Here is a 20857-nt window from a genome sequence, read left to right as displayed (position 1 = left end):
TTCATTCGCGCAAATCGCGTCTGGACAAGGGCGCGGCGCGCGCGCCAAATGCCGCGCATGAGCCATGACAGCACCTATCCCGCGATCGCCGACCTCAAGGCCCGCGCCCGCGCGCGCCTGCCCCGTTTCGTCTGGGAATATCTCGACAGCGGCACCGGGACCGAGCGCGCGCGCCATGCCGGCCCCGCCGCGCTGCAAGAGGTCGAGATGATGCCCTCGATCCTGCACGGTGAATTCGCGCCCGATCTGACGACCACGCTTTTCGGGCGGAACATGGCCCTGCCCTTCGGTATCGGCCCCGTGGGCATGTCGGGCCTGATCTGGCCGGATGCCGAGGGCCATCTGGCCCGCGCCGCGGCAAAGGCGGACATGCCCTATACCCTCTCGACCGTGGCGGCACAGACGCCCGAGGACGTCGCGCCGCATTTGGGCGCGCATGGCTGGTTTCAGCTCTATCCGCCGCGCGACGAGGGCATTCGCCGCGACATGCTGGAGCGCGCGAAGGCGTCCGGCTTTTCGGTGCTGGTGCTGACAGTCGATGTGCCCGTCGCCTCCCGGCGCGAGCGTCAGACGCGCTCGGGCCTGACGCAGCCCCCGCGCCTGACCCCGCGCCTCATGGCGCAAGTTGCCATGCGCCCGGCCTGGGCGATGGGCATGGCGCAGCGCGGCATGCCGCGCATGCGGATGATCGACAAATATGCGGGTGATACCTCGGGCCTGCCATCGACCGCGCATGCGGGATACCTGCTGCGCACATCGCCCGATGCCGCCTATCTGGACTGGCTGCGCGCACATTGGGACGGGCCGCTGGTGGTCAAGGGCGTGCTCGATCCCGCGGATCTGCCGATGCTGGAGGCTGCGGGCGTCGATGCGGTCTGGATCTCGAATCACGGCGGGCGCCAATTCGACGGCGCACCCGCCAGCGCCCGGCAGCTGCCGCTCATGCGCGCCGCGACGGACCTGCCCCTGATCTTCGATGGCGGTATCACCGGCGGTCTCGACATCCTGCGCGCCATCGCACTTGGTGCCAGTTTCGTCATGATGGCGCGGCCCTGGCATTACGCGCTGGCCGCGCTTGGCCCCGAGGGGCTGGACCACCTCGTGCGCATTTTGACGGCGGACATGACTGCCAATATGGGCCAGTTGGGCGCACGCAGCCTGCCCGACCTGCCTGCACGGCTGATAAGCCGTGTGTAATGCACGCGCCCAGCCGGGTAGCAAATGTCGCAAAGGGGTAGCCAACGCGCCGCATCCGTTGCGCCCTGCCCCGGCAATTCCTACAAACTCAGAATAAAGTTGCGCTGCGCTGCGGCGATTTGCACTCTGCGCGCAACCGGGCCCAGCGCCCGCACAAGAAACGATGAATGGGGACGCGCCATGACTGAGTTCAAGAAAATCCTGATTGCCAATCGCGGCGAGATTGCAATCCGCATCATGCGAGCCGCAAACGAGCTGGGCAAGCGCACCGTCGCCGTGTTTGCCGAAGAGGACAAGCTTGGCCTGCACCGCTTCAAGGCGGATGAGGCGTACCGTATCGGCGCCGGTCTTGGCCCCGTGGCCGCGTATCTCAGCATTGACGAGATCATCCGCGTCGCAAAGGAATGTGGCGCAGATGCGATCCACCCCGGCTATGGCCTGCTCAGCGAAAATCCGGATTTTGTCGATGCCTGCACCGCAAATGGGATCACATTTATCGGCCCGCAGGCCAAGACGATGCGCCAACTGGGCGACAAAGCCAGTGCGCGGCGCGTCGCCATCGAGGCGGGCGTACCCGTCATCCCCGCCACCGAGGTTCTGGGCGAGGATATGGATGCCATCCGCGCCGAAGCCGAGGCCGTGGGCTATCCGCTGATGCTCAAGGCCTCCTGGGGTGGCGGCGGGCGCGGCATGCGGCCTATCAACGGGCCCGATGAGCTGGAAGAAAAGGTACTGGAAGGCCGGCGCGAGGCCGAGGCGGCTTTTGGCAATGGCGAGGGGTATCTGGAAAAGATGATCCTGCGCGCCCGCCATGTCGAGGTGCAGATCCTCGGCGACAAGCACGGAAACATGTATCACCTCTTCGAGCGCGATTGCTCGGTCCAGCGCCGCAACCAGAAGGTGGTCGAGCGCGCGCCCGCCCCCTACCTCACGGACGCCCAGCGCGCCGAGGTCTGCGAGCTGGGCTACAAGATCTGCAAGCACGTGAATTACGAATGCGCGGGCACCGTCGAGTTCCTGATGGATATGGACAACGAGCAGTTCTACTTCATCGAGGTGAATCCCCGCGTGCAGGTCGAACATACCGTGACCGAGGAGGTCACCGGCATCGACATCGTGCAGGCCCAGATCAAGATCGCCGAGGGCAAGACGCTGGCCGAGGCGACGCGCAAAGACAGCCAGGACGAGATCCGCCTGCACGGCCACGCCCTGCAAACACGCATCACGACCGAGGACCCGCAGAACAGCTTTATCCCCGATTACGGCCGCATCACCGCCTACCGCAGCGCCACCGGCATGGGCATCCGCCTTGATGGTGGCACGGCCTATGCGGGCGGCGTCATCACGCGGTTCTACGACAGCCTGTTGGTCAAGGTGACGGCCCATGCGCAGACGCCCGAGGCGGCGATCGCGCGGATGGACCGCGCCTTGCGCGAATTCCGTATCCGGGGCGTCTCGACCAACATCGCCTTCGTCGAGAACCTGCTCAAGCATCCGACATTCCTCGACAACACCTACACGACCAAGTTCATCGACGACACGCCGGCACTCTTCAATTTCCGCTCGCGCCGCGACCGGGGCACCAAGGTGCTGACCTATATCGCGGATATCACGGTGAACGGGCACCCCGAGACCAAGGACCGCCCCCGGCCACGCCGCGAGCTGAAGGATCCACAGCCCCCCAAGCTGCGCGGCACGCCACAGCCCGGCACACGCAACCTCCTGGAGGAAAAAGGCCCGCAGGCCGTGGCCGACTGGATGAAGGCGCAAAAGCAGCTGCTGATCACCGATACCGCCATGCGCGACGGACACCAGTCGCTGCTGGCGACGCGGATGCGCAGCCGCGACATGATCCGTATCGCGCCCGCCTATGCCGCGCATCTGCCGCAGCTCTTCTCGGTCGAATGCTGGGGCGGCGCGACCTTTGATGTCGCCTACCGCTTCTTGCAGGAATGCCCGTGGCAGCGCCTGCGCGACCTGCGCGCGGCCATGCCGAATCTCATGACGCAGATGCTGTTGCGGGCGTCGAACGGCGTCGGCTACACCAACTACCCGGACAACGTGGTACAGGAATTCGTGCGGCAGGCCGCCGAGACCGGTGTCGATGTCTTCCGCGTCTTTGACTCGCTTAACTGGGTCGAAAACATGCGTGTCGCGATGGATGCTGTCCTCGCCTCTGGCAAGATCTGCGAAGGCACGATCTGCTATACCGGCGATATCCTGAACCCCGACCGCGCAAAGTATGACCTGAAATATTATGTCGGTATGGCGCGCGAGATGGAGAAGGCCGGCGCGCATGTGCTGGGCCTCAAGGACATGGCGGGCCTGCTGAAGCCCGCCGCCGCACGCCAACTGATCGCCGCGCTCAAGGAGGAGGTGGGCCTGCCCATCCACTTCCATACCCATGACACCGCCGGCATCGCCAGCGCCACGATCCTCGCCGCCGCCGATGCAGGGGTCGATGCCGTCGATTGCGCGATGGACGCGCTCAGCGGCAATACCAGCCAGGCAACGCTCGGCTCGGTTGTCGAGGCGCTGGCGCATACCGAGCGCGACACCGGCATCGACATCGGCGCGGTGCGCGAAATCTCGGATTACTGGGACAATGTGCGCGGGCACTATGCGGCCTTCGAATCGTCGATGCAGGCGCCCTCCTCGGAGGTCTATCTGCACGAGATGCCGGGCGGGCAGTTCACCAACCTGCGCGAGCAAGCACGCAGCATGGGGCTTGAGGATCGCTGGCCCGAAGTGGCGCAGACATATGCCGATGTGAACCAGATGTTCGGCGATATCGTCAAGGTCACCCCGTCGTCCAAGGTTGTGGGCGACATGGCGCTGATGATGGTGTCCCAGGGGCTGAGCCGGGCACAGGTCGAGGACCCGAACCACGACACGTCCTTCCCCGATTCTGTCATCGACATGCTGCGCGGCAATCTGGGCCAGCCTCCGGGCGGATTTCCCGCGGCACTGGTCGCGAAGGCACTGAAGGGCGAGACGCCCAATACCGACCGGCCCGGTGCGCATCTGCCCCCTGTCGATCTGGAGGCCGCGCGCGCCGAGGCGCGCGCGCAGATGGAGGGCAAATCAGTCGATGACGAGGATCTGAACGGCTACCTGATGTATCCCAAGGTCTTCCTTGATTATATGGGCCGCCATCGCATCTACGGCCCGGTACGCGTTCTGCCGACGCGCACGTTTTTCTACGGGATGGAGCCGGGCGAAGAGATCACCGCCGAGATCGACCCTGGCAAAACGATGGAAATCAGGCTGCAAGCCGTGGGCGAAACCGGCGAGGACGGCGATGTTCGCGTCTTTTTCGAATTGAACGGCCAGCCCCGTGTCGTCCGCGTGCCCAACCGTATGGTCAAGGCGACGACCGCTGCCCGCCCCAAGGCCGAGCCTGGAAACGCAAACCATATCGGTGCCCCCATGCCAGGGGTCGTGGCCAGCGTGTCGGCAGTGGCCGGCAAGACCGTCAAGGCCGGCGATCTGCTGCTCACCATCGAGGCGATGAAAATGGAGACGGGCCTGCATGCCGAACGCGACGCCGTGGTCAAATCCGTCCACGTCACGCCGGGCGGGCAGATCGACGCCAAGGATCTGCTGATCGAGTTGGAGTAGCGCGCATGCGCAAGACCCTGATCTTTACCGATCTCCATTATACGGCGCCCGGCGGCCGCATCGGACACTTGGATCCCGATGCACGGTTCCGCGCGGGCCTGGCCCATGCGCTGGCGCAATTTCCCGATGCCGAACGGATCGTCGTCACCGGCGATCTGACACATCATGGCCGTCCCGAGGAATACGCTCACCTCCGCACCGCGCTGGCAGATTGCCCCCTGCCCGTGCATCTGACCATCGGCAATCACGACCGCCGGGCGATTTTTGCCGCGGCCTTTCCCGACGCGCCGCGCACGTCTGAGGGCCATGTCTGCGAGGTTGTCGACACGCAGGACGCCCGGCTGATTCTGCTGGATACCGTCGACGACGGGCAGCACGCAGGCGTGGTTTGCGACGTCCGGCTTGCCTGGCTGGATGCGGCACTGGCCGGCGCCGAGGGGCGGCCAGTGGTGCTGTTCTTGCATCATCCGCCCATGCTGACCGGCTTTGACGCGATGGACGAAATAGGGCTGACGAATCGCGCCGCCCTCCTGGCCGTTCTCAAACGGCGCGCAAACACATGTCAGATCATTGCCGGACATATGCACCGCACCATCTCTGGACCGGCCGGCGGTATTCCAACGACCATCCTGAAAAGCCCCTGCCACCAATCGCCCATTCTGCGGCCGGGCATGGACAGCCACAGCTCGATAGACGAGCCGGGCGCCTATGGTATCCTCTACCTGGGTCCCGAGGGGCCCATCGTGCATTCCGAGGATTTCGGAGTGCCGGAGCGCAAAGCGCTCAGCTATGTCTAAGGCCCGCCCTGCGGCGGGCGGCGGCGGGGGTTTCACCCCCGCACCCCCAGAGTATTTTTGCCAAGATGAAGCCGAAAACGCTGATCCGCGTGCCGACGCGCGACCTGCCGTCGGGGTAAGGGCATTGGCCGCGAAATTTTTGCGCAGCGCGCGACTTTTGCCCTTGCAGCGCCGCGCGGCAATTTGTAGACAGCCCTCAATCGGTGCGGGCGTAGCTCAGGGGTAGAGCATAACCTTGCCAAGGTTAGGGTCGGGCGTTCGAATCGCCTCGCCCGCTCCAATTAGACCGCCACCCACGGTCACAAGATCAAGGTCGCCTGAGGGCGGCCTTTTCTGTTTCAGCCGACAGCCTTGTTTGAAATGAACGTTTGATCCGTTGCCCTTGGCGCGGCGTCGCGATCTGCCTATAAGCGCGGCAAAGATCAGGAGAGCGACATGCGCAGCGCCACAATCACCCGCAAGACCGCCGAGACAGATATCAGCGTCGCCATCACGCTGGATGGGACCGGCAGCTATGCCAATACCACCGGCGTCGGATTTTTCGACCACATGCTGGACCAGCTGGCACGTCATTCGCTGATCGACATGCAGATCACCTGCGACGGCGATCTGCATATCGACGACCACCACAGCGTCGAAGATGTTGGCATTGCGCTGGGTCAGGCTTTGGCCGAGGCACTAGGCGACAAACGCGGCATCCGCCGCTATGGCGCCTGCCTGCTGCCGATGGATGATGCGCTGGTACGCGCGGCGCTGGATCTGAGCGGACGGCCCTATCTGGTGTGGAACATGGATTTGCCCACGGCCAAGATCGGTGCCTTCGACACCGAGCTGGTGCGCGAGTTTTTCCAAGCCTTCTCAACCCATTCCGGCATGACCCTGCATGTCGATGCCTTGCACGGAATTAACAGCCACCACATGGCGGAAGCGGCCTTCAAGGCCGTCGCCCGCGCCCTGCGCGAGGCGGTCGAGACCGACCCACGCAAGGCCGACGCGATCCCGTCGACCAAGGGAATGCTCTAGACCCATGCGCGCAGGGCCTCAAAAAACCGTCATCGTTGACTACGAAAGCGGCAATCTGCACTCGGCCGAGAAAGCCTTTCAACGCATGGCGCGCGAGACGGATACGGGCGAGGTGCTGGTCACCTCGGACCCGGATACCGTGCGCCATGCGGACCGTGTCGTACTGCCCGGTGATGGCGCCTTCGCGGCCTGCCGGGCCGAGCTATATGATCATCGCGGCCTCTTCGAAGCGATGCGCGAGGCGGTGATGGATCGCGCCCGCCCCTTCATGGGGATTTGCATCGGGATGCAGATGCTGGCCACCCGCGGGCTCGAGCATGGTGAGACGGACGGCTTCGACTGGATCGGCGGCACGGTCGAGGCGATCACGCCCTCGGATCCGGCGCTGAAGGTGCCGCATATGGGCTGGAACGATCTGGTACTGGACGCGGCGCATCCGGTTTTCGAGGGAATTGAGACGGGGCAGCACGCGTATTTCGTTCATTCCTACCAGTTCAAGGTCACCGACCCGGCGCATCTGCTGGCGCATGTGGACTATGGCGGGCAAGTGACCGCGGTGGTGGGCCGGGACAACATGATCGGCACGCAGTTCCACCCCGAGAAAAGCCAGGCCACCGGACTGCGCATGATCTCGAATTTCCTGCGCTGGGCGCCCTGATCCCCATTTTTGCGAGTAATACCATGATCCTATACCCCGCCATCGACCTCAAAGACGGCCAGGCCGTGCGTCTCTTGCGCGGCGAGATGGAGGCAGCGACTGTCTTTAATGACGACCCGGCAGCGCAAGCCGAAGCCTTTGTTGCGGCGGGTTGCGAGTGGCTGCATCTGGTCGATCTGAATGGCGCCTTTGCGGGCACGCCCGTCAATGCCGCGCCGGTCGAGGAGATTCTGAATCGTTGCAAGGTGCCCGCTCAGCTGGGGGGCGGCATCCGTGATATGGCGACGATCGAAGCGTGGCTGTCCAAGGGCCTCGCCCGCGTCATCCTGGGCACCGTTGCAGTGGAGAACCCCGCGCTCGTGCGTGAGGCGGCAAAGGCGTTTCCGGGCCAGGTCGCCGTCGGCATAGATGCACGCAACGGCCGCGTGGCCACCAAGGGCTGGGCGGAGGAGACCGAAGTGATGGTCACAGACCTTGCCCGCAGTTTCGAGGACGCGGGCGTTGCCGCGATCATATACACCGATATTGAACGCGACGGCGCCATGCAGGGCCCGAATATCGAGGCGACGGCGGCCTTGGCGCGTGCTGTCAGCATTCCTGTCATCGCGTCGGGCGGTGTCAGCTCGCTCGACGACCTGCTGGCCCTGCGCGATTGCGGTGCGCCGCTGAACGGCGCCATCTCGGGCCGCGCGCTTTATGACGGAGCGCTGGATCTGCGCAGCGCGCTGGACGCGCTGCGCTAGGGCTCAGTGATCGGCGCTGGCGGCCTTGTTGGTCAGCTTGCTGAGGGCCGCGCGCATCTCGGCAATATAGGTGGCGCCGGGCGCAACGCCGCTCAGATTGCCCAGCATGATCGCCGGATCCTCATAGGCAAGGTAGACCTGCCCGCCCTCATCCTCGTAGACCAGCACCTTCATGGGCAAGTGCAGACCCGCCAGGATGTCGTCCTGCATCACCTGCGTTCCCATCTTGGGATTGCCAAAGATCAACAGTTGCGCAGGGGCCAGGTCCATCCCGGCCCGCTCGGCGCCCTCGGCATGATCGACCATGGCAAATACGGTCGCGCCCGCCTCGTTCACGGCCTTTTGCAATCCTGACATGGTCTCGGCCACGTCGCCGACAGCCTCGACATGGGTCACACTTTCTTCGTTCGCGCTGACCATGCTGCCCATCAGGGCGAAAATAGCGGCAGTTATCAATTGCTTCATCGAAACTCTCCTTCTGCGGTTTTTTCGGCATTCGACCCTAGCATGTAGGCCGATTTGCTCATAGACAATCGCCTTAACACGGGCACCGATGCCCAGGTGATCACCGAGGGGCCGTAAGTCGCCATGCTGAAAACCCGCATCATTCCCTGCCTCGACGTCGCCGACGGCCGCGTGGTCAAAGGCGTGAATTTCGTCGATCTGCGCGATGCGGGGGATCCCGTGGATGCGGCGCGCGCCTATGACGCGGCCGGGGCGGACGAGCTGTGCTTCCTCGACATTCACGCGACGCACGAGAACCGCGGCACCATGTTCGACGTGGTGCGCCGCACGGCCGAAGAGTGCTATATCCCGCTGACCGTCGGCGGCGGGGTGCGCACGCCCGCCGATGTGCGCGCGCTGCTGCTGGCGGGGGCCGACAAGGTCAGCTTCAACTCCGCCGCCGTCGCCCGCCCCGAAGTGGTGCGCGAGGCGTCGGATCAGTTCGGCAGCCAATGTATCGTGGTCGCCATCGACGCCAAGACCGTCAGCCCGGGCAAGTGGGAGATCTTTACCCATGGCGGGCGCCGCGAGACAGGCATCGACGCGGTCGAGTTCGCGCGGCTGGTCGCCGGATATGGCGCGGGCGAGATCCTGCTGACCTCGATGGACCGCGACGGCACACGCGCCGGGTTCAACATTCCCCTCACGCGGGCCATCAGCGATGCGGTGGATGTGCCTGTCATCGCCTCGGGCGGGGTCGGCACCCTCGATCATCTGGTCGATGGTGTGAAGGAAGGCGGCGCCAGCGCGGTGTTGGCCGCGTCGATCTTTCACTTTGGCGAATTCACCATCGGCGAGGCCAAGGCGCATATGACCGCTGCCGGAATACCCATGAGGACGGGCCTATGACCTTGGACGATTTGGAGGCGGTCATCGCCCGGCGTGCCGAAGCCGACCCAGAGGCCAGCTGGACCGCCAAGCTGCTGTCCAAGGGCCCCGAGAAATGCGCCGAGAAATTTGGCGAGGAAGCCGTCGAGGCAATCATCGAGGCAGTCAAGGGCGACCGCGCGGCGCTGACCAATGAGGCGGCGGATGTGCTGTTTCATCTCATGGTCATGCTGCGGGCGCGGGATGTATCCTTGAAAGATGTCATGGCCGAGCTCGAGCGGCGCCAATCCCAATCCGGCCTTGTGGAAAAGGCCAGCAGGCAAGAAGGCTAACATGATCAGGCACATTGTTTTTTTCTCGGCCAATGCGCATCATGATGTCGAAAAGGTCCGCGAGGGCCTGATGATGCTGGCCGACATTCCGCACGCGGAGCATTTCGAGGTGGGTCGCAATCTGCGTAGCGATGCCATCACCCAAGAGGCTCCCGATCTGATTGTCTACGCGGAATTCACGGACGAAGCCGCGTTGGCTGCGTTCAAGGCGCATCCAACCTACGCCGCTTGTACCGCACATGTCCGCCCCATGCGAGAGATGCGTATCGCCGCAGATTTTGTCGCGGACTAAGCTGCATCAGCTCATCAGTCGCGGATATTCGATCGCCGGGCAGCGATCCATGATCACTGTCACGCCGCGCTCTCGCGCCTCGCGCGCAGCCTCCTCATGCACCACGCCCAGCTGCATCCAGATGGTCGAGAGGTCCGGAAACTTCGCCAGCGCCTCGGTCACGACCTGCGGGACATGTTCGGGCGCGCGAAAGATGTCGATCATGTCGACATGCCCCTTGATGTCGGAAAGGCGCGCCACAACTTCCTGACCCAACAGGTTCTGACCCGCCAATCCCGGATTGACCGGCACCACGTCATAACCCGCGTTCAGCAAAAAATGCATGACGCGGTGACTGGGCCGTGCGGGATTGGCTGACGCACCGACCAGCGCGATGCGGCGCGCGCTCTGCAATGCCTCGTAGATATCGTCATCCGTCATGGGCCACCCTGAAAAGCGATTTTTGCACCTGCACGCTGCACAAAAAAACGCCCGAAGTATAGACTTCGGGCGCAGTCACGGAACGAGGGACAGTGATAAGAGACACCGAAGTTCCGGTTCGGCGTCCATAAAGTACCATTTAGGTCTCAATTACCGATTAAGAAGAGGCGGTAGCAAAGCTGTGATCACCATGCGGCGTTTTGTATCAGGATGCTTGCAATAGCCCTTTCCCGCAGCCTGACTGCCCGTCTCAATCAAAGATGTCCTCGACCACATCCCAGATTTCCTCGAATGCCTTGCGCAAGAACGGCTTTCGCCGCTTGCGGCGACGCGCGGGCTGGCGGTGCATCTCGCGCTCGGCGCGGCGGCGCTCTTCGTAGTCCTCGCGACGGACATCGTAAGGATGCGGTGCGGGCCGGCGGCGCGGCGCCGAGGCGCGATGAGCCTTGCCGCGCTCTTGCGCAGCGCATGGCATCGCTTTCATCTCATGGAGCGGCGCGCCGCAGGCGGCGCAGGACAGCTCATGACGGCTGTCGCCGCGCAACACCAGCGCCGCGCGCGTCCCGCAATAGCAGCATGTGACGATTTTGCGCATCCGCTCTCCCGCTCAGGCGCGCGGCCTAGTCCGGCGCCTGACTGGCATATAAGGCCACCGCCGCCGCATTTGAGACATTGAGCGAGCCGAATTCCCCGAAATAAGGGATTTTGACCAAAATGTCGCAGGTTTCACGCGTCTTCTGGCGCAGCCCCGGCCCTTCGGCACCCAGCACCAGCGCCACCGGGCGGTCCATCCGGCCCTTCACGGCCTCGGCCACGGTCAATTCTGCTTCGCCATCGAGGCCCAGCACCAGATAGCCCATCTTCTGCAATTGCTGGATGGCGTCCGCCAGATTGCGCACCTGCTTGTAGGGTTGCCGCTCCAGCGCGCCGCTGGCGGTCTTGGCCAGCGCGCCCGTCTCGGGGGCAGAGTGATGGCGCGGCGCAACGACGGCGCAGGCGCCGAACACCTCGGCCGAGCGCAGGATCGCGCCCACATTATGCGGGTCGGTCACGCGGTCTAGCAAGATCATGCGCGGCGGGCGCCCGCTCTCGCCATCGCCACCACCACCGCCCAGCGCCAAAGTCTCCAGATCGCCCCAATCCAGCGGCTTGACCTCCAGCGCGGCACCCTGATGAACCGAGCCGGGGTCGATCGGGGCGGGAAATTTGCGCGGATCGGCCTCTTCGGGCGTCATGCCGGACGCGTCGATCGCCTCCTGCAACTTGTTTCGGGCGTTCAGAGTCACGATCAGGCGCAGCTTCTCGCGCGCCGGGTTCATCAGCGCGTCGCGCACGGCGTGCAGACCGAAAAGCCAGACGGTCTCGGCTTCGGCGACCTTCTTGGCCTGCTCCTTTTCGACCACCCATTTCGGTTTTTTCATCGCGCGCCGCCTCTTGATGCCTAGGGCGCGCAATATCATGCGCCCCCGCCCCGCGCGCAAGGCGATTTCCGCACTCTGCAAAGCCCAGGCCCGCGCGGTGTTTTTTGCGGTTGACGCCTCACGGGCGCGCTAGTAATCAGCGCCCCACGCCAGACGCGCAAGCCTCTGGCCAAGTGGGCGACAGGCCGCAAGGTGTGGCAGGGGACTGTAACTCCCTCGCGGAGACGCACGCCAGGTTCGATTCCTGGGTCGCCCACCACTTTCTTCCAATTTCCGAATAGACCAAACTGTGCCGCCCGCGGAAACAATGCCGAGCATTTTGCGCAATCTTCCCTTCTGCATCGACAGTGCTCGGCCTATAGTGCCGGAAAAACACGTCGCACCAACAGGATGGACATGGCCGGGCAGCCCGCACATACGCAAAATTTCAACGTTGTGATCGTCGGACAGAATGGCCGCCTGCAATACGAGGCGCTGCTCTTCGCGCTGTCCTTGCGCAGCTATGCGCCGGACTTCCAAGGCCGTCTGCTGATCGCCGAGCCGCAGCCCGGCCCGCTTTGGCCCAATGACCCGCGCATGGGCAATGGCGATCTGCGCGCCATGCTGGCCGAGCTGGGCGCCGAGATCATTCCATTTGAAAGCCGCCATTTCGGCCACAGCTATCCCTATGGCAACAAGATCGAGATGCTGGCCGCGCTGCCCGAGGGCGAGCCGTTCGTTTTCTTCGACACCGACACGCTGATCACTGGCGATCTGGCCAGAGTGCCCTTTGATTTCGACAGGCCCAGCGCATCGCTGCGCCGCGAAGGCACGTGGCCCAAGCCCGAGCTTTACGGCCCCCAATACGGTGCCATCTGGAAATCGCTCTACGACAAGTTCGGACTGGACTACGAAAGCTCGCTCGATCTCGCGCAGCCCGACGAGTATTGGAAACGCTATCTTTACTTCAACGCGGGGTTCTTCTTCTACAAATGCCCCCGCGCCTTCGGTCAGCGCTTTCTGGACTACGCGCTCGCCATCCGCGACGATCCCCCCGAAGAGCTGATCTGCCAGGAGCTTGACCCGTGGCTAGACCAAGTGGCGCTGCCCCTCGTCATTCACAGGCTCGGCGGCGGGCGCGATGCGCTGCCAGCGGGCTATCTCGATGGATCGGTCAGCTGCCACTACCGCCTTCTGCCCCTGCTTTACGCGCGCGAGGCGGATCACGTGATCGCGGCGCTGGATCACATCACAGACCACAATCGGGTCAAGAAGGTCCTCAAGGAATATGATCCGATCAAGCGCATGGTCTATCAGGGCCGCGGCCTGAAAACCCGCGCGCTCTTTGATCAGAATGACCTGCCGAGGCGCGAACAAGCCATCCGCAATACGATCAAGCGCAACGGCTTCTGGATGCGATGAGACGCGCCGGCAGGCGGGCGCGCCCGTTGTCATCGCCCGCGCAGGCTCGGGCATGGATGCCAGCCTGACAATCGAGGCGCTTGAGGTGGCGGGCGCTACGGTCTTAGCGCCCGGCTATCACACGCTCAGCGACCTGCGCCATAGGGGCTCGCGCTTGGCGGCACGCAGATCATGGTGCCAGAAAGCGAGGCGGCGCCGCTACCGGCTGATCAGCCCCCCCAGCCTCACGGGCGTTTACAGGCGCAAATGAGCGCATCCTGCCGCCGCCCTCATCATGATCCTGAAAACCTTGATCATTGCCCGCCCGGCGGCCATCCAATAAAGATAGCCCAAGTTAATTTGCACAAGGGGCGCATCATGACACTCGGTTTCGACACATTGCAGGTTCACGCGGGCGCACGGCCCGATCCCGCCACCGGCGCACGGCAGATCCCGATCTATCAGACCACGGCCTACGCCTTTCGCGATGCGGAACACGCGGCCAAGCTCTTCAACCTTCAGGAAGTCGGCTATATCTATTCGCGCCTGACCAACCCCACCGTCGCCGCGCTGCAAGAGCGTGTTGCCACGCTCGAGGGCGGCGCAGGCGCGGTTTGCTGCTCGTCCGGGCACGCGGCGCAGATCATGGCGCTTTTCCCGCTGATGGCGCCGGGCAAGAACGTGGTGGTTTCAACGCGGCTCTATGGCGGCTCGGTCACGCAGTTCAGCCAGACAATCAAGCGCTTCGGCTGGTCCGCCAAATTCGTCGATATCGACGATATGGACGCTATCGCGGATGCAATCGACGATGACACGCGCGCGGTATTTTGCGAATCCATCGCCAATCCGGGCGGGCACATCGCCGATCTGCGCAGCGTCGCCGACATTGCCGACAAGGCGGGTGTTCCGCTGATCGTGGATAACACCACCGCGACGCCATATCTCTGCCGCCCGATCGAACATGGCGCGACACTGGTCGTGCATTCGCTGACCAAATACCTGACCGGCAACGGCACCGTCACCGGCGGCGCCGTGGTGGATTCGGGCAAGTTCGACTGGTCCGCTTCGGACAAGTTTCCGTCGCTCTCGGCGCCCGAGCCTGCCTATCACGGCCTCAAGTTTCACGAGACCTTCGGCCCGCTGGCCTTCACGTTCCACGGCATCGCCATCGGCCTGCGCGATCTGGGCATGACGCTGAACCCGCAGGCGGCGCATTACACGCTGATGGGGATCGAGACGCTAAGCCTGCGCATGGAGCGCCACTGCGAAAACGCGCAAAAGATCGCGGAATGGCTGGAAGGGCATGACGCGGTTGCGGGCGTGACCTATGCGGGCCTCAAATCGTCGCCCTATAACGGCCGCATGGCGCAAGTCTGCCCCAAAGGCGCCAGCGGGCTTTTCACCATCTCGCTCAAATCGGGCTATGACGGCTGCGTCAAATTCGTCGACGCGCTCGAGTTGTTCAGCCATGTGGCAAACCTTGGCGACACGCGCAGCCTCGTAATTCACCCCGCCTCGACCACCCACCGCCAGCTGAGCGAGGATCAGCAGCGCGCGTCGGGTGCCGGGCCGGATGTGGTGCGCATCTCGATCGGGATCGAGACGGCGGACGATCTGATCGCGGATCTGGACCAGGCGCTCGCCAAGGCGGGCTGAGCGCAGCTGCCCATCAGGGGCTATAAGGCGAAACGCCGGGCGGGGCTGGCCCTGCCCGGACGGGCTTTGTCTTTCGTTCGGCAGGAACCTGCTATAGACTTGGCGCGAAACGCGGCGCGCATTTCGCCGCGCGGCTTTGGGTGCTAGAGACAAGCGATGAAACCGAATTTCTCTCTGATCCTGTCCAGCGAGGGGCTTGAACTGCTCCATCGGACCTATTCGGGCTGGGCCCGCGTGGGCCAGGTCGCCTTCGACGTGGCCGATCTGCCCGCCGCAATCTCGGCTTTGCAGGACCGGGCGGCCGCATTGCCCGGCGATCGCACGTGCAAGCTGGTCCTTCCGGATGACCAGATAAAATATCTGACGATCGAGGCGGATGGCGATGTGGACGCCGCCGTGCGCGCGGCCTTGGATGGCGCCACGCCCTACGCGGTCGATGATCTGGAATACGATTGGACCGCCGAGAACGGTACGATTCACATTGCCGCCGTCGCGCTGGAGACGTTGGGCGAGGCCGAAAGCTTTGCCGTCGAGCACGGGTTCGAGCCCGTCAGCTTTGCCGCAACGCCCGAGACCGAACTGTACCGCGGTGAGCCGTTCTTCGGCGCCACGGCCTGGGCCGCCGCGAACCTGCCCGAGGGCACGGTGATCGAACGTGACGCGGAACGGGTCCGGATTACCGGAGAGGCCGAGATCTCCAGCAAGGCGCACGCGCCCGAAAAACCAGCCGAGCCGCAGGACACGCCGGTCGCCGCCGCTGCGACCAAGGCAGTGGCCGAAGCAGGCCCTGCGCCCAAGGTGGAAAAGTCCGGCGCGGCATCCGCGGCCGACACGCCGAAGACGGCGCCCTCAGCCAATCCTGCGCCGACAAAGGCGCCCATCGCAAACGGCAACGACGGCCCCGCTGCCGCGCCTGCCTCCTTCACGTCGATCCGCGCCAGCCGGGGTGGGGATGACGCGCCGCGCCTGTCGCCCAAACTCGCGGCGGAGCCGCGCCTCAGCCGCCTTGGCGGCGCCGACACGGGTCCCAGCGCCGACGCCGGCGCGGGCGCCACGCCCAGCCTGCCCAGCCCGGCGGATCAGGGCCCGACCGATCCCGCGCTGATGGCCGAACTTGCCGCCAGCCTGCGCCCGGATCCCGAAGCGCGCCTCGACCGCGACGCCGCGCCCGAGCCGCAAGCCCCCAAGACCGATCCGCTGCAAAACGGGAGCGCCGCCAATGAGCCCGGCAAAATGCCCGGCCTCTTCGGAAGCCGCGCGCCGAAATCACAGCCGCGGGCAACCCCAAGCAAACACGACGAAAAACAGCGCATGACCGTTTTCGGAGCGCGCCAGACCGAAGTACGGGGCAAGCCGCGCTTTCTGGGCCTGATTCTGACAGCGATCCTGTTGCTGTTCCTCGTGGGCGTCGCGGCCTGGGCGTCGGTTTTTCTCGATGAGGGACTGTCGCGGTTCTTCCGCGGCAGCGACATCAAGCTGGCCGATGTGCCCGCCGTCAGCGAGACCGAGGAAGATCCCGCCGTCCAACCCAGCGAGGACGCCGCACCCGCACTGATCGCCCCCCTGCCCAGCGGCGACGGGGACGGACGTGTCGCGGCGCTGCCCCGCGAGACAGCGCCGCCAGTCGATGTGGCGACCTTGCCCGACAGTCCCACGCCCCTATCCCCCAGCGAGGCACTGGCAAGCTATGCCGCGACCGGTATCTGGCAGATGGCGCCCTTGCCGCCCGAAACACCGGGTGCAGGCGCGCCGATCACCGAGCTCTACCAGGTGTCTCTCGATCCCGGTGTAGATCTGGGCCTTCCGGGCAAGCTTCCGCGCCGCGCGCCCGATGTGCGCGATACCGCACCCGAGGCCGCAGGCACGCCCCCGCCAGCGGGCATGCGATTCGACTTTGACGAGCGTGGCTTTGTCCGCGCAACGCCCGACGGCGTCTTGACGCCCGAGGGTGTGCGGGTCGTCGCGGGCCGCCCGCCCCTGATGCCGCCCGCCGAAATGGCGCAAAGCGTGACGGTGATCGCCGAAGTGCCTGCGCCCGCCACCCAGGATGGCGCCGCGCCGGCACAGACCGAAACCGTTGTCTTCAAGGGCGATCCTGCCCTCGCTGGCACCCGCCCTCGAGTCCGCCCGCAAAGCATCGTCGCAGGTCAGCAACCCGGCGAAGACGAAGAGTCGGACGCAGGCGCGCTGGCCGAGGTTCCCGAGGTCGAACTCGCCGAAACCACCGGCGCGGCTGCCTCGCTGGCGGCGCTGCGCCCGCAACTGCGCCCCGAGAGCATGACCGCCGCTGCGGCCACGCTGCGCACGGCGTCGGCCGCCGACACCGCGCCACTGGTCGATGGCGCATCGCTGTCGCGCGCCATCGCTGCGGCAAGTGCCCAGCCCGACGTCGCCGTAGCCGCCACACCCGAGGCGGAACAGGAAGCACTGGATGACGACGCCTTCGAGAACGTGACGCCGCAAGCCGTTACCGCTTCGTTGACACCGCTGCGCCGCCCCGGCGATTTCGAAAGCCTCGTGAAGCGCACCCAGCGGCAGGCCGCCGCACAGCCGGTACCGCAGGCGCAGCAGATGCAGGTATCCCTGCCGTCGAGCGCCTCGGTGGCAAGTCAGGCGACCGACAAGGACGTGCTGAACATGCGCGACGTCAATCTGATTGGTGTCTACGGCTCTTCGGCCAGCCGCCGCGCGCTCGTTCGGCTCAGCAATGGGCGCTACAAGAAGGTGCGCGTGGGCGACACTCTGGATGGTGGGCAGGTTGCCGCCATCGGCGAGAGCGAGTTGCGCTACATCAAGCGGGGCCGCAACGTGGTGCTGCGCATGCCGAAAGGCTGAGCCCGCGCAAGCGCTATCCCAAACCGGGTCAGCCGCGCAGTTTCTGACCCCAATTCAGTCGTTTGATGCGTTAAAGGGGCCGCTTGGCCGTTGCGCCACCCGGCAGCGCCCCTATGCTTGGGTCTCTGCATCCCGCGCACGCGCGCGCCCCCAAGGAGACCGCGATGGACGCCTTCCTCTACCAAGCCTCGATATACCTTGCCGCCGCCGTGATCGCCGTGCCGATCGCCGCACGGCTGGGTCTCGGCTCGGTTCTGGGCTACCTCGCAGCGGGCATCCTCATTGGGCCGGTCCTCGGCCTTGTCGGGCAGGAAACGGCCGAGCTTCAGCATTTCGCCGAATTCGGCGTCGTGATGATGCTGTTCCTCATTGGCCTCGAATTGGAGCCGCGCGCGCTGTGGGACATGCGCCACCGGCTGCTTGGTCTTGGCGGGATGCAGGTGCTGCTGACCACGCTGGTGATCATGCTGTGCGTGATGGCGCTCGGCAATGACTGGACCGTAAGCCTCGCGGTCGGATTGATCTTTGCGCTCTCGTCAACGGCCATCGTGCTCCAGACATTGTCCGAGAAGGGCCTGATGCAGACAGGTGGTGGCCGCTCGGCGTTTTCGGTGCTTCTGACCCAGGATATTTCCGTCATTCCCATGCTGGCGCTCCTGCCACTTCTGGCAATGCGCAAAACGCCCGAGACGGTGCTGGAAGAGGCGCTGCAGCGTCCCGTCGGCGAGGATGGCAGTATACTGGATGCGGCGGGTCACGCCGCCAGCGCCAGCGGCGACGGCCATCACGAGGCCAGCCTGTCACTGGTCGAGGGACTGCCGGGCTGGGGCGTCACACTCGTCACCATCGGGGTCGTCGGCGCCATCATCATTGCGGGCGTCTACCTGACCCGCCCCGTTTTTCGCTATATCCACCTGGCGCGTCTGCGCGAGATGTATACGGCGCTGGCCCTCCTGATCGTCTGCGGCATCAGCTTCATCATGTACACGATCGGCCTGTCGCCGGCGCTCGGTGCATTTCTTGCCGGTGTGGTCCTGGCCAACAGCGAATTCCGGCACGAGCTGGAATCGGACATCGAGCCATTCAAGGGCCTCCTGCTGGGTCTGTTCTTCATCACTGTCGGCGCAGGCATCAACTTCGTCCTGCTGTTCGGTGCGCCTTTTCTGGTGCTGGGCCTCGCGTTGATGGTCATCGTGATCAAGGGCGCGATCCTTTACATTCTGGGCCGCATCTTCGAGCTGAGGGGCCGCGATCTGTGGCTGTTCACCTTGTCGCTCGCGCAGGCGGGCGAATTCGGCTTTGTGCTCATTTCCTTCTCGGGGCAGCAAAATGTCGTTCCGCGCGACATGACCGAGATGCTGCTTTTGGTCGTCGCGATTTCGATGCTGATCACCCCGCTTCTCTTTATCCTCTACGATTGGCTGTCGAGCCGGATGGAGGAGGCCAGCGAGGATCTGAAGCATGACGAGGTCGATGAGCAGGCCCGCGTCATCGTGGTCGGGATCGGTCGGTTCGGCCAGATCGTGAACCGCCTCGTGCGTTCCTCTGGCTACAAGACCGTCGTGCTCGATCACGATCTCGGCGCGATCCAGCGGATGCGCCGTTTCGGGGTCAAGGGGTTCTTTGGCGATCCGACACGTCCCGAGATGCTGATGGCAGCCGGTCTGCGCGACGCCAAGGTGCTCGTCGCCGCCCTCGATGATCCGGATGCCGCGGTGCGGCTGGTCAGCTTTGCGCGGCGCGAGCGGCCGGATCTGCACATCATCGCCCGCGCACGCGACCGCAATCACGTTTTCCGCCTTTACCAGGCGGGCGCGGACGACATCGTTCGCGAGATGTTCGATGCCTCCCTGCGGGCCGGGCGCTATGTGCTGGAGAATATGGGTCTGACCGAGTTCGAGGCCGCCGAGTTGGAAGAGACGTTCTATCGCCACGATCGTCTGTCGGTGCGCGAATTGGCGGCCCTGTGGGATCCCGACATTCCGACGGTCGAAAATGAGAAATACATCGCCCGCGCCCGCGAGCTGGAAGACGAACTTCAGACGATGCTGTTGTCCCAGCTCGAGGAATCGGGCGGCGAAGAGCCGAAGAAGAGCGCCTGAGCGCGCCTCAGCCGCTGCTGACACCCGCCTCTTCGAACGTCGCCATGCCTGAATGGCAGGCCAGCGCGCCCTGCACGATACCTATGGCCAGCGCCGCGCCCGTCCCTTCGCCGAGGCGCATCCCCAGGGACAGCAAGGGCGCCTTGTTCAGATGGTGCAAGAGGCGCGGATGTGCTGCCTCGGCACTGACATGTCCAGCGACACAATGATCCAATGCGCCGCGCGCTGCTCCTTCGAGGCAGGCGGCGGCGGCGCAGCAGATAAACCCGTCGAGGATCACCGGAATACGAAGATGGCGCGCGCGCAGGATCGCGCCCGCCATCGCAGCAAGCTCGCGCCCCCCCAGCGCGCGCAGCACCTGAAGCGGCGCTCGGCGCAGGGCATCATGGCGGCGCACGCCCTCGCCCACCACGCGCGCCTTGACCGCCATCGCCTCGGCATCGACGCCGGTGCCCTTGCCTGTCCAGTCGATCGCCTGTCCACCGTAGAGCGCATTGCAAATGGCCGACGCGGAGGTGGTGTTGCCGATGCCCATTTCGCCGGTGACCAAAAGGTCCGTCGCCGGATCCACCGCGTCCCAGCCCGTTCGCAGCGCGTCCATGAATTCTGCCTCGTCCATCGCAGCGGCGCGGGTAAAATCCACTGTGGGGCGATCCAGCTCGATCGCGTGAACGTCCAGGCGGGCGCCGACAAGGCGCGCCAGCTGGTTGATCGCGGCGCCGCCCGCCTTGAAATTGGCGACCATCTGCGCCGTCACCTCGGCCGGAAAGGCCGAAACGCCCTGCGCCGTCACCCCGTGATTGCCGGCAAAGACAATGACCTGCGGCGCGCTGACCTGCGCCCGCGCATCGCCGCGCCAGCCGCAATACCACGCCGCCACGTCCTCGAGCCGGCCCAGCGCGCGCGGCGGTTTGGTCAGAGCATTATTTCGTCCGCGCGCTGCCTCCAGCGCCCCGGTGTCCGGTTCGGGCAGGTCCGCCAGCAGCGCCGCCAGATCCGTCATGGTCTTCAAATCCCTGCGCATGGCCTGCCCTTCTCCGTTGCCTTC

General features: G+C 64.8%; 18 protein-coding genes and 2 tRNA genes. 15 read left to right on the top strand and 5 right to left on the bottom strand.

Annotated elements, in window-relative coordinates; genetic code table 11:
• The first annotated feature begins 57 nt into the window (after positions 1–57).
• The 7 genes from BW975_RS13795 to hisA all read left to right on the top strand — a co-directional run bounded on the left by BW975_RS13795 (position 58) and on the right by hisA (position 8039).
• Positions 58–1197, top strand: a complete 1140-nt coding sequence (locus tag BW975_RS13795) for an alpha-hydroxy acid oxidase (protein WP_170846593.1) — start codon at positions 58–60, stop codon at positions 1195–1197.
• A 180-nt stretch (positions 1198–1377) separates the two neighbouring features.
• Positions 1378–4818: a pyruvate carboxylase gene (locus tag BW975_RS13790; RefSeq protein ID WP_076534914.1), complete on the top strand. Its 3441-nt coding sequence runs from the start codon at positions 1378–1380 to the stop codon at positions 4816–4818.
• A gap of 5 nt (positions 4819–4823) precedes the next feature.
• Positions 4824–5615: a phosphodiesterase gene (locus BW975_RS13785; RefSeq protein WP_076534913.1), complete on the top strand. Its 792-nt coding sequence runs from the start codon at positions 4824–4826 to the stop codon at positions 5613–5615.
• 205 nt (positions 5616–5820) lie between these two features.
• A tRNA-Gly gene (locus BW975_RS13780) sits at positions 5821–5895 on the top strand.
• Positions 5896–6050: 155 nt separating this feature from the next.
• The gene (gene hisB, locus BW975_RS13775) at positions 6051–6638 is read left to right on the top strand and encodes an imidazoleglycerol-phosphate dehydratase HisB (protein ID WP_076534912.1); all 588 of its coding nucleotides are present in this window, start codon (positions 6051–6053) and stop codon (positions 6636–6638) included.
• Between the two features lie 4 nt (positions 6639–6642).
• The gene (gene hisH / locus BW975_RS13770; RefSeq protein ID WP_076534911.1) at positions 6643–7296 is read left to right on the top strand and encodes an imidazole glycerol phosphate synthase subunit HisH; all 654 of its coding nucleotides are present in this window, start codon (positions 6643–6645) and stop codon (positions 7294–7296) included.
• A gap of 23 nt (positions 7297–7319) precedes the next feature.
• Positions 7320–8039 carry a 1-(5-phosphoribosyl)-5-[(5-phosphoribosylamino)methylideneamino]imidazole-4-carboxamide isomerase gene (gene hisA / locus BW975_RS13765; RefSeq protein WP_076534910.1) on the top strand — a complete coding sequence of 240 codons (720 nt, stop codon included), beginning with the start codon at positions 7320–7322 and terminating at the stop codon, positions 8037–8039.
• A gap of 3 nt (positions 8040–8042) precedes the next feature.
• Here the strand turns inward: hisA and BW975_RS13760 are convergent, their stop codons facing one another.
• The gene (locus BW975_RS13760; RefSeq protein ID WP_076534909.1) at positions 8043–8504 is read right to left on the bottom strand and encodes a DUF302 domain-containing protein; all 462 of its coding nucleotides are present in this window, start codon (positions 8502–8504) and stop codon (positions 8043–8045) included.
• 123 nt (positions 8505–8627) lie between these two features.
• Between BW975_RS13760 and hisF the strand changes: the two genes are divergently transcribed.
• Genes hisF through BW975_RS13745 form a run of 3 tightly spaced genes read left to right on the top strand, consistent with a single transcriptional unit; the run spans position 8628 to position 9995 of the window.
• Positions 8628–9392, top strand: coding sequence for an imidazole glycerol phosphate synthase subunit HisF (gene hisF, locus BW975_RS13755; RefSeq protein WP_076534908.1), 765 nt, complete (start codon positions 8628–8630; stop codon positions 9390–9392).
• A complete protein-coding gene (locus BW975_RS13750) occupies positions 9389–9703 on the top strand; it encodes a phosphoribosyl-ATP diphosphatase (protein WP_076534907.1) in 315 nt (104 codons plus the stop codon). Before hisF ends, BW975_RS13750 begins: the two co-directional genes overlap by 4 nt.
• A gap of 1 nt (position 9704) precedes the next feature.
• Positions 9705–9995: a Dabb family protein gene (locus BW975_RS13745; protein WP_076534906.1), complete on the top strand. Its 291-nt coding sequence runs from the start codon at positions 9705–9707 to the stop codon at positions 9993–9995.
• Positions 9996–10001: 6 nt separating this feature from the next.
• Here BW975_RS13745 and BW975_RS13740 read toward each other — a convergent pair whose 3' ends face one another.
• The 3 genes from BW975_RS13740 to rlmB all read right to left on the bottom strand — a co-directional run bounded on the left by BW975_RS13740 (position 10002) and on the right by rlmB (position 11836).
• The gene (locus BW975_RS13740) at positions 10002–10415 is read right to left on the bottom strand and encodes a CoA-binding protein (protein WP_076534905.1); all 414 of its coding nucleotides are present in this window, start codon (positions 10413–10415) and stop codon (positions 10002–10004) included.
• A 250-nt stretch (positions 10416–10665) separates the two neighbouring features.
• Positions 10666–11010, bottom strand: a complete 345-nt coding sequence (locus BW975_RS13735) for a hypothetical protein (protein ID WP_076534904.1) — start codon at positions 11008–11010, stop codon at positions 10666–10668.
• Positions 11011–11035: 25 nt separating this feature from the next.
• Positions 11036–11836, bottom strand: a complete 801-nt coding sequence (gene rlmB, locus BW975_RS13730; protein ID WP_076534903.1) for a 23S rRNA (guanosine(2251)-2'-O)-methyltransferase RlmB — start codon at positions 11834–11836, stop codon at positions 11036–11038.
• Between the two features lie 175 nt (positions 11837–12011).
• On the opposite strand from rlmB, the gene BW975_RS18095 reads away from it, so the two are divergent.
• From BW975_RS18095 to BW975_RS13710, 5 genes are all read left to right on the top strand, one after another.
• Positions 12012–12095 (top strand) — tRNA-Tyr (locus BW975_RS18095).
• 131 nt (positions 12096–12226) lie between these two features.
• The gene (locus BW975_RS13725) at positions 12227–13237 is read left to right on the top strand and encodes a hypothetical protein (protein WP_092746247.1); all 1011 of its coding nucleotides are present in this window, start codon (positions 12227–12229) and stop codon (positions 13235–13237) included.
• A gap of 357 nt (positions 13238–13594) precedes the next feature.
• Complete coding sequence (locus BW975_RS13720; protein WP_076534901.1) at positions 13595–14872, top strand: O-acetylhomoserine aminocarboxypropyltransferase/cysteine synthase family protein; 1278 nt, start codon at positions 13595–13597, stop codon at positions 14870–14872.
• Between the two features lie 156 nt (positions 14873–15028).
• A complete protein-coding gene (locus BW975_RS13715) occupies positions 15029–17707 on the top strand; it encodes a hypothetical protein (RefSeq protein WP_076534900.1) in 2679 nt (892 codons plus the stop codon).
• Positions 17708–17871: 164 nt separating this feature from the next.
• The gene (locus BW975_RS13710; protein WP_076535242.1) at positions 17872–19809 is read left to right on the top strand and encodes a cation:proton antiporter domain-containing protein; all 1938 of its coding nucleotides are present in this window, start codon (positions 17872–17874) and stop codon (positions 19807–19809) included.
• Positions 19810–19816: 7 nt separating this feature from the next.
• On the opposite strand, the gene cobT is transcribed toward BW975_RS13710, so the two are convergent.
• Positions 19817–20833, bottom strand: a complete 1017-nt coding sequence (cobT, locus tag BW975_RS13705) for a nicotinate-nucleotide--dimethylbenzimidazole phosphoribosyltransferase (RefSeq protein ID WP_076534899.1) — start codon at positions 20831–20833, stop codon at positions 19817–19819.
• Positions 20834–20857: the final 24 nt, after the last annotated feature.

Source organism: Roseovarius nanhaiticus (assembly GCF_900156535.1).
GTDB lineage: Bacteria > Pseudomonadota > Alphaproteobacteria > Rhodobacterales > Rhodobacteraceae > Roseovarius > Roseovarius nanhaiticus.
This window is presented reverse-complemented; position numbering and strand designations above follow the sequence as displayed.

Excerpts from the sequence above, each read along its gene's own strand:
- BW975_RS13795 (WP_170846593.1), top strand. The coding sequence starts at position 58 with ATGAGCCATGACAGCACCTATCCCGCGATCGCCGACCTCAAGGCCCGC.
- BW975_RS13790 (WP_076534914.1), top strand. The coding sequence starts at position 1,378 with ATGACTGAGTTCAAGAAAATCCTGATTGCCAATCGCGGCGAGATTGCA.
- BW975_RS13785 (WP_076534913.1), top strand. The coding sequence starts at position 4,824 with ATGCGCAAGACCCTGATCTTTACCGATCTCCATTATACGGCGCCCGGC.
- hisB (WP_076534912.1), top strand. The coding sequence starts at position 6,051 with ATGCGCAGCGCCACAATCACCCGCAAGACCGCCGAGACAGATATCAGC.
- hisH (WP_076534911.1), top strand. The coding sequence starts at position 6,643 with ATGCGCGCAGGGCCTCAAAAAACCGTCATCGTTGACTACGAAAGCGGC.
- hisA (WP_076534910.1), top strand. The coding sequence starts at position 7,320 with ATGATCCTATACCCCGCCATCGACCTCAAAGACGGCCAGGCCGTGCGT.
- BW975_RS13760 (WP_076534909.1), bottom strand. The coding sequence starts at position 8,504 with ATGAAGCAATTGATAACTGCCGCTATTTTCGCCCTGATGGGCAGCATG.
- hisF (WP_076534908.1), top strand. The coding sequence starts at position 8,628 with ATGCTGAAAACCCGCATCATTCCCTGCCTCGACGTCGCCGACGGCCGC.
- BW975_RS13750 (WP_076534907.1), top strand. The coding sequence starts at position 9,389 with ATGACCTTGGACGATTTGGAGGCGGTCATCGCCCGGCGTGCCGAAGCC.
- BW975_RS13745 (WP_076534906.1), top strand. The coding sequence starts at position 9,705 with ATGATCAGGCACATTGTTTTTTTCTCGGCCAATGCGCATCATGATGTC.
- BW975_RS13740 (WP_076534905.1), bottom strand. The coding sequence starts at position 10,415 with ATGACGGATGACGATATCTACGAGGCATTGCAGAGCGCGCGCCGCATC.
- BW975_RS13735 (WP_076534904.1), bottom strand. The coding sequence starts at position 11,010 with ATGCGCAAAATCGTCACATGCTGCTATTGCGGGACGCGCGCGGCGCTG.
- rlmB (WP_076534903.1), bottom strand. The coding sequence starts at position 11,836 with ATGAAAAAACCGAAATGGGTGGTCGAAAAGGAGCAGGCCAAGAAGGTC.
- BW975_RS13725 (WP_092746247.1), top strand. The coding sequence starts at position 12,227 with ATGGACATGGCCGGGCAGCCCGCACATACGCAAAATTTCAACGTTGTG.
- BW975_RS13720 (WP_076534901.1), top strand. The coding sequence starts at position 13,595 with ATGACACTCGGTTTCGACACATTGCAGGTTCACGCGGGCGCACGGCCC.
- BW975_RS13715 (WP_076534900.1), top strand. The coding sequence starts at position 15,029 with ATGAAACCGAATTTCTCTCTGATCCTGTCCAGCGAGGGGCTTGAACTG.
- BW975_RS13710 (WP_076535242.1), top strand. The coding sequence starts at position 17,872 with ATGGACGCCTTCCTCTACCAAGCCTCGATATACCTTGCCGCCGCCGTG.
- cobT (WP_076534899.1), bottom strand. The coding sequence starts at position 20,833 with ATGCGCAGGGATTTGAAGACCATGACGGATCTGGCGGCGCTGCTGGCG.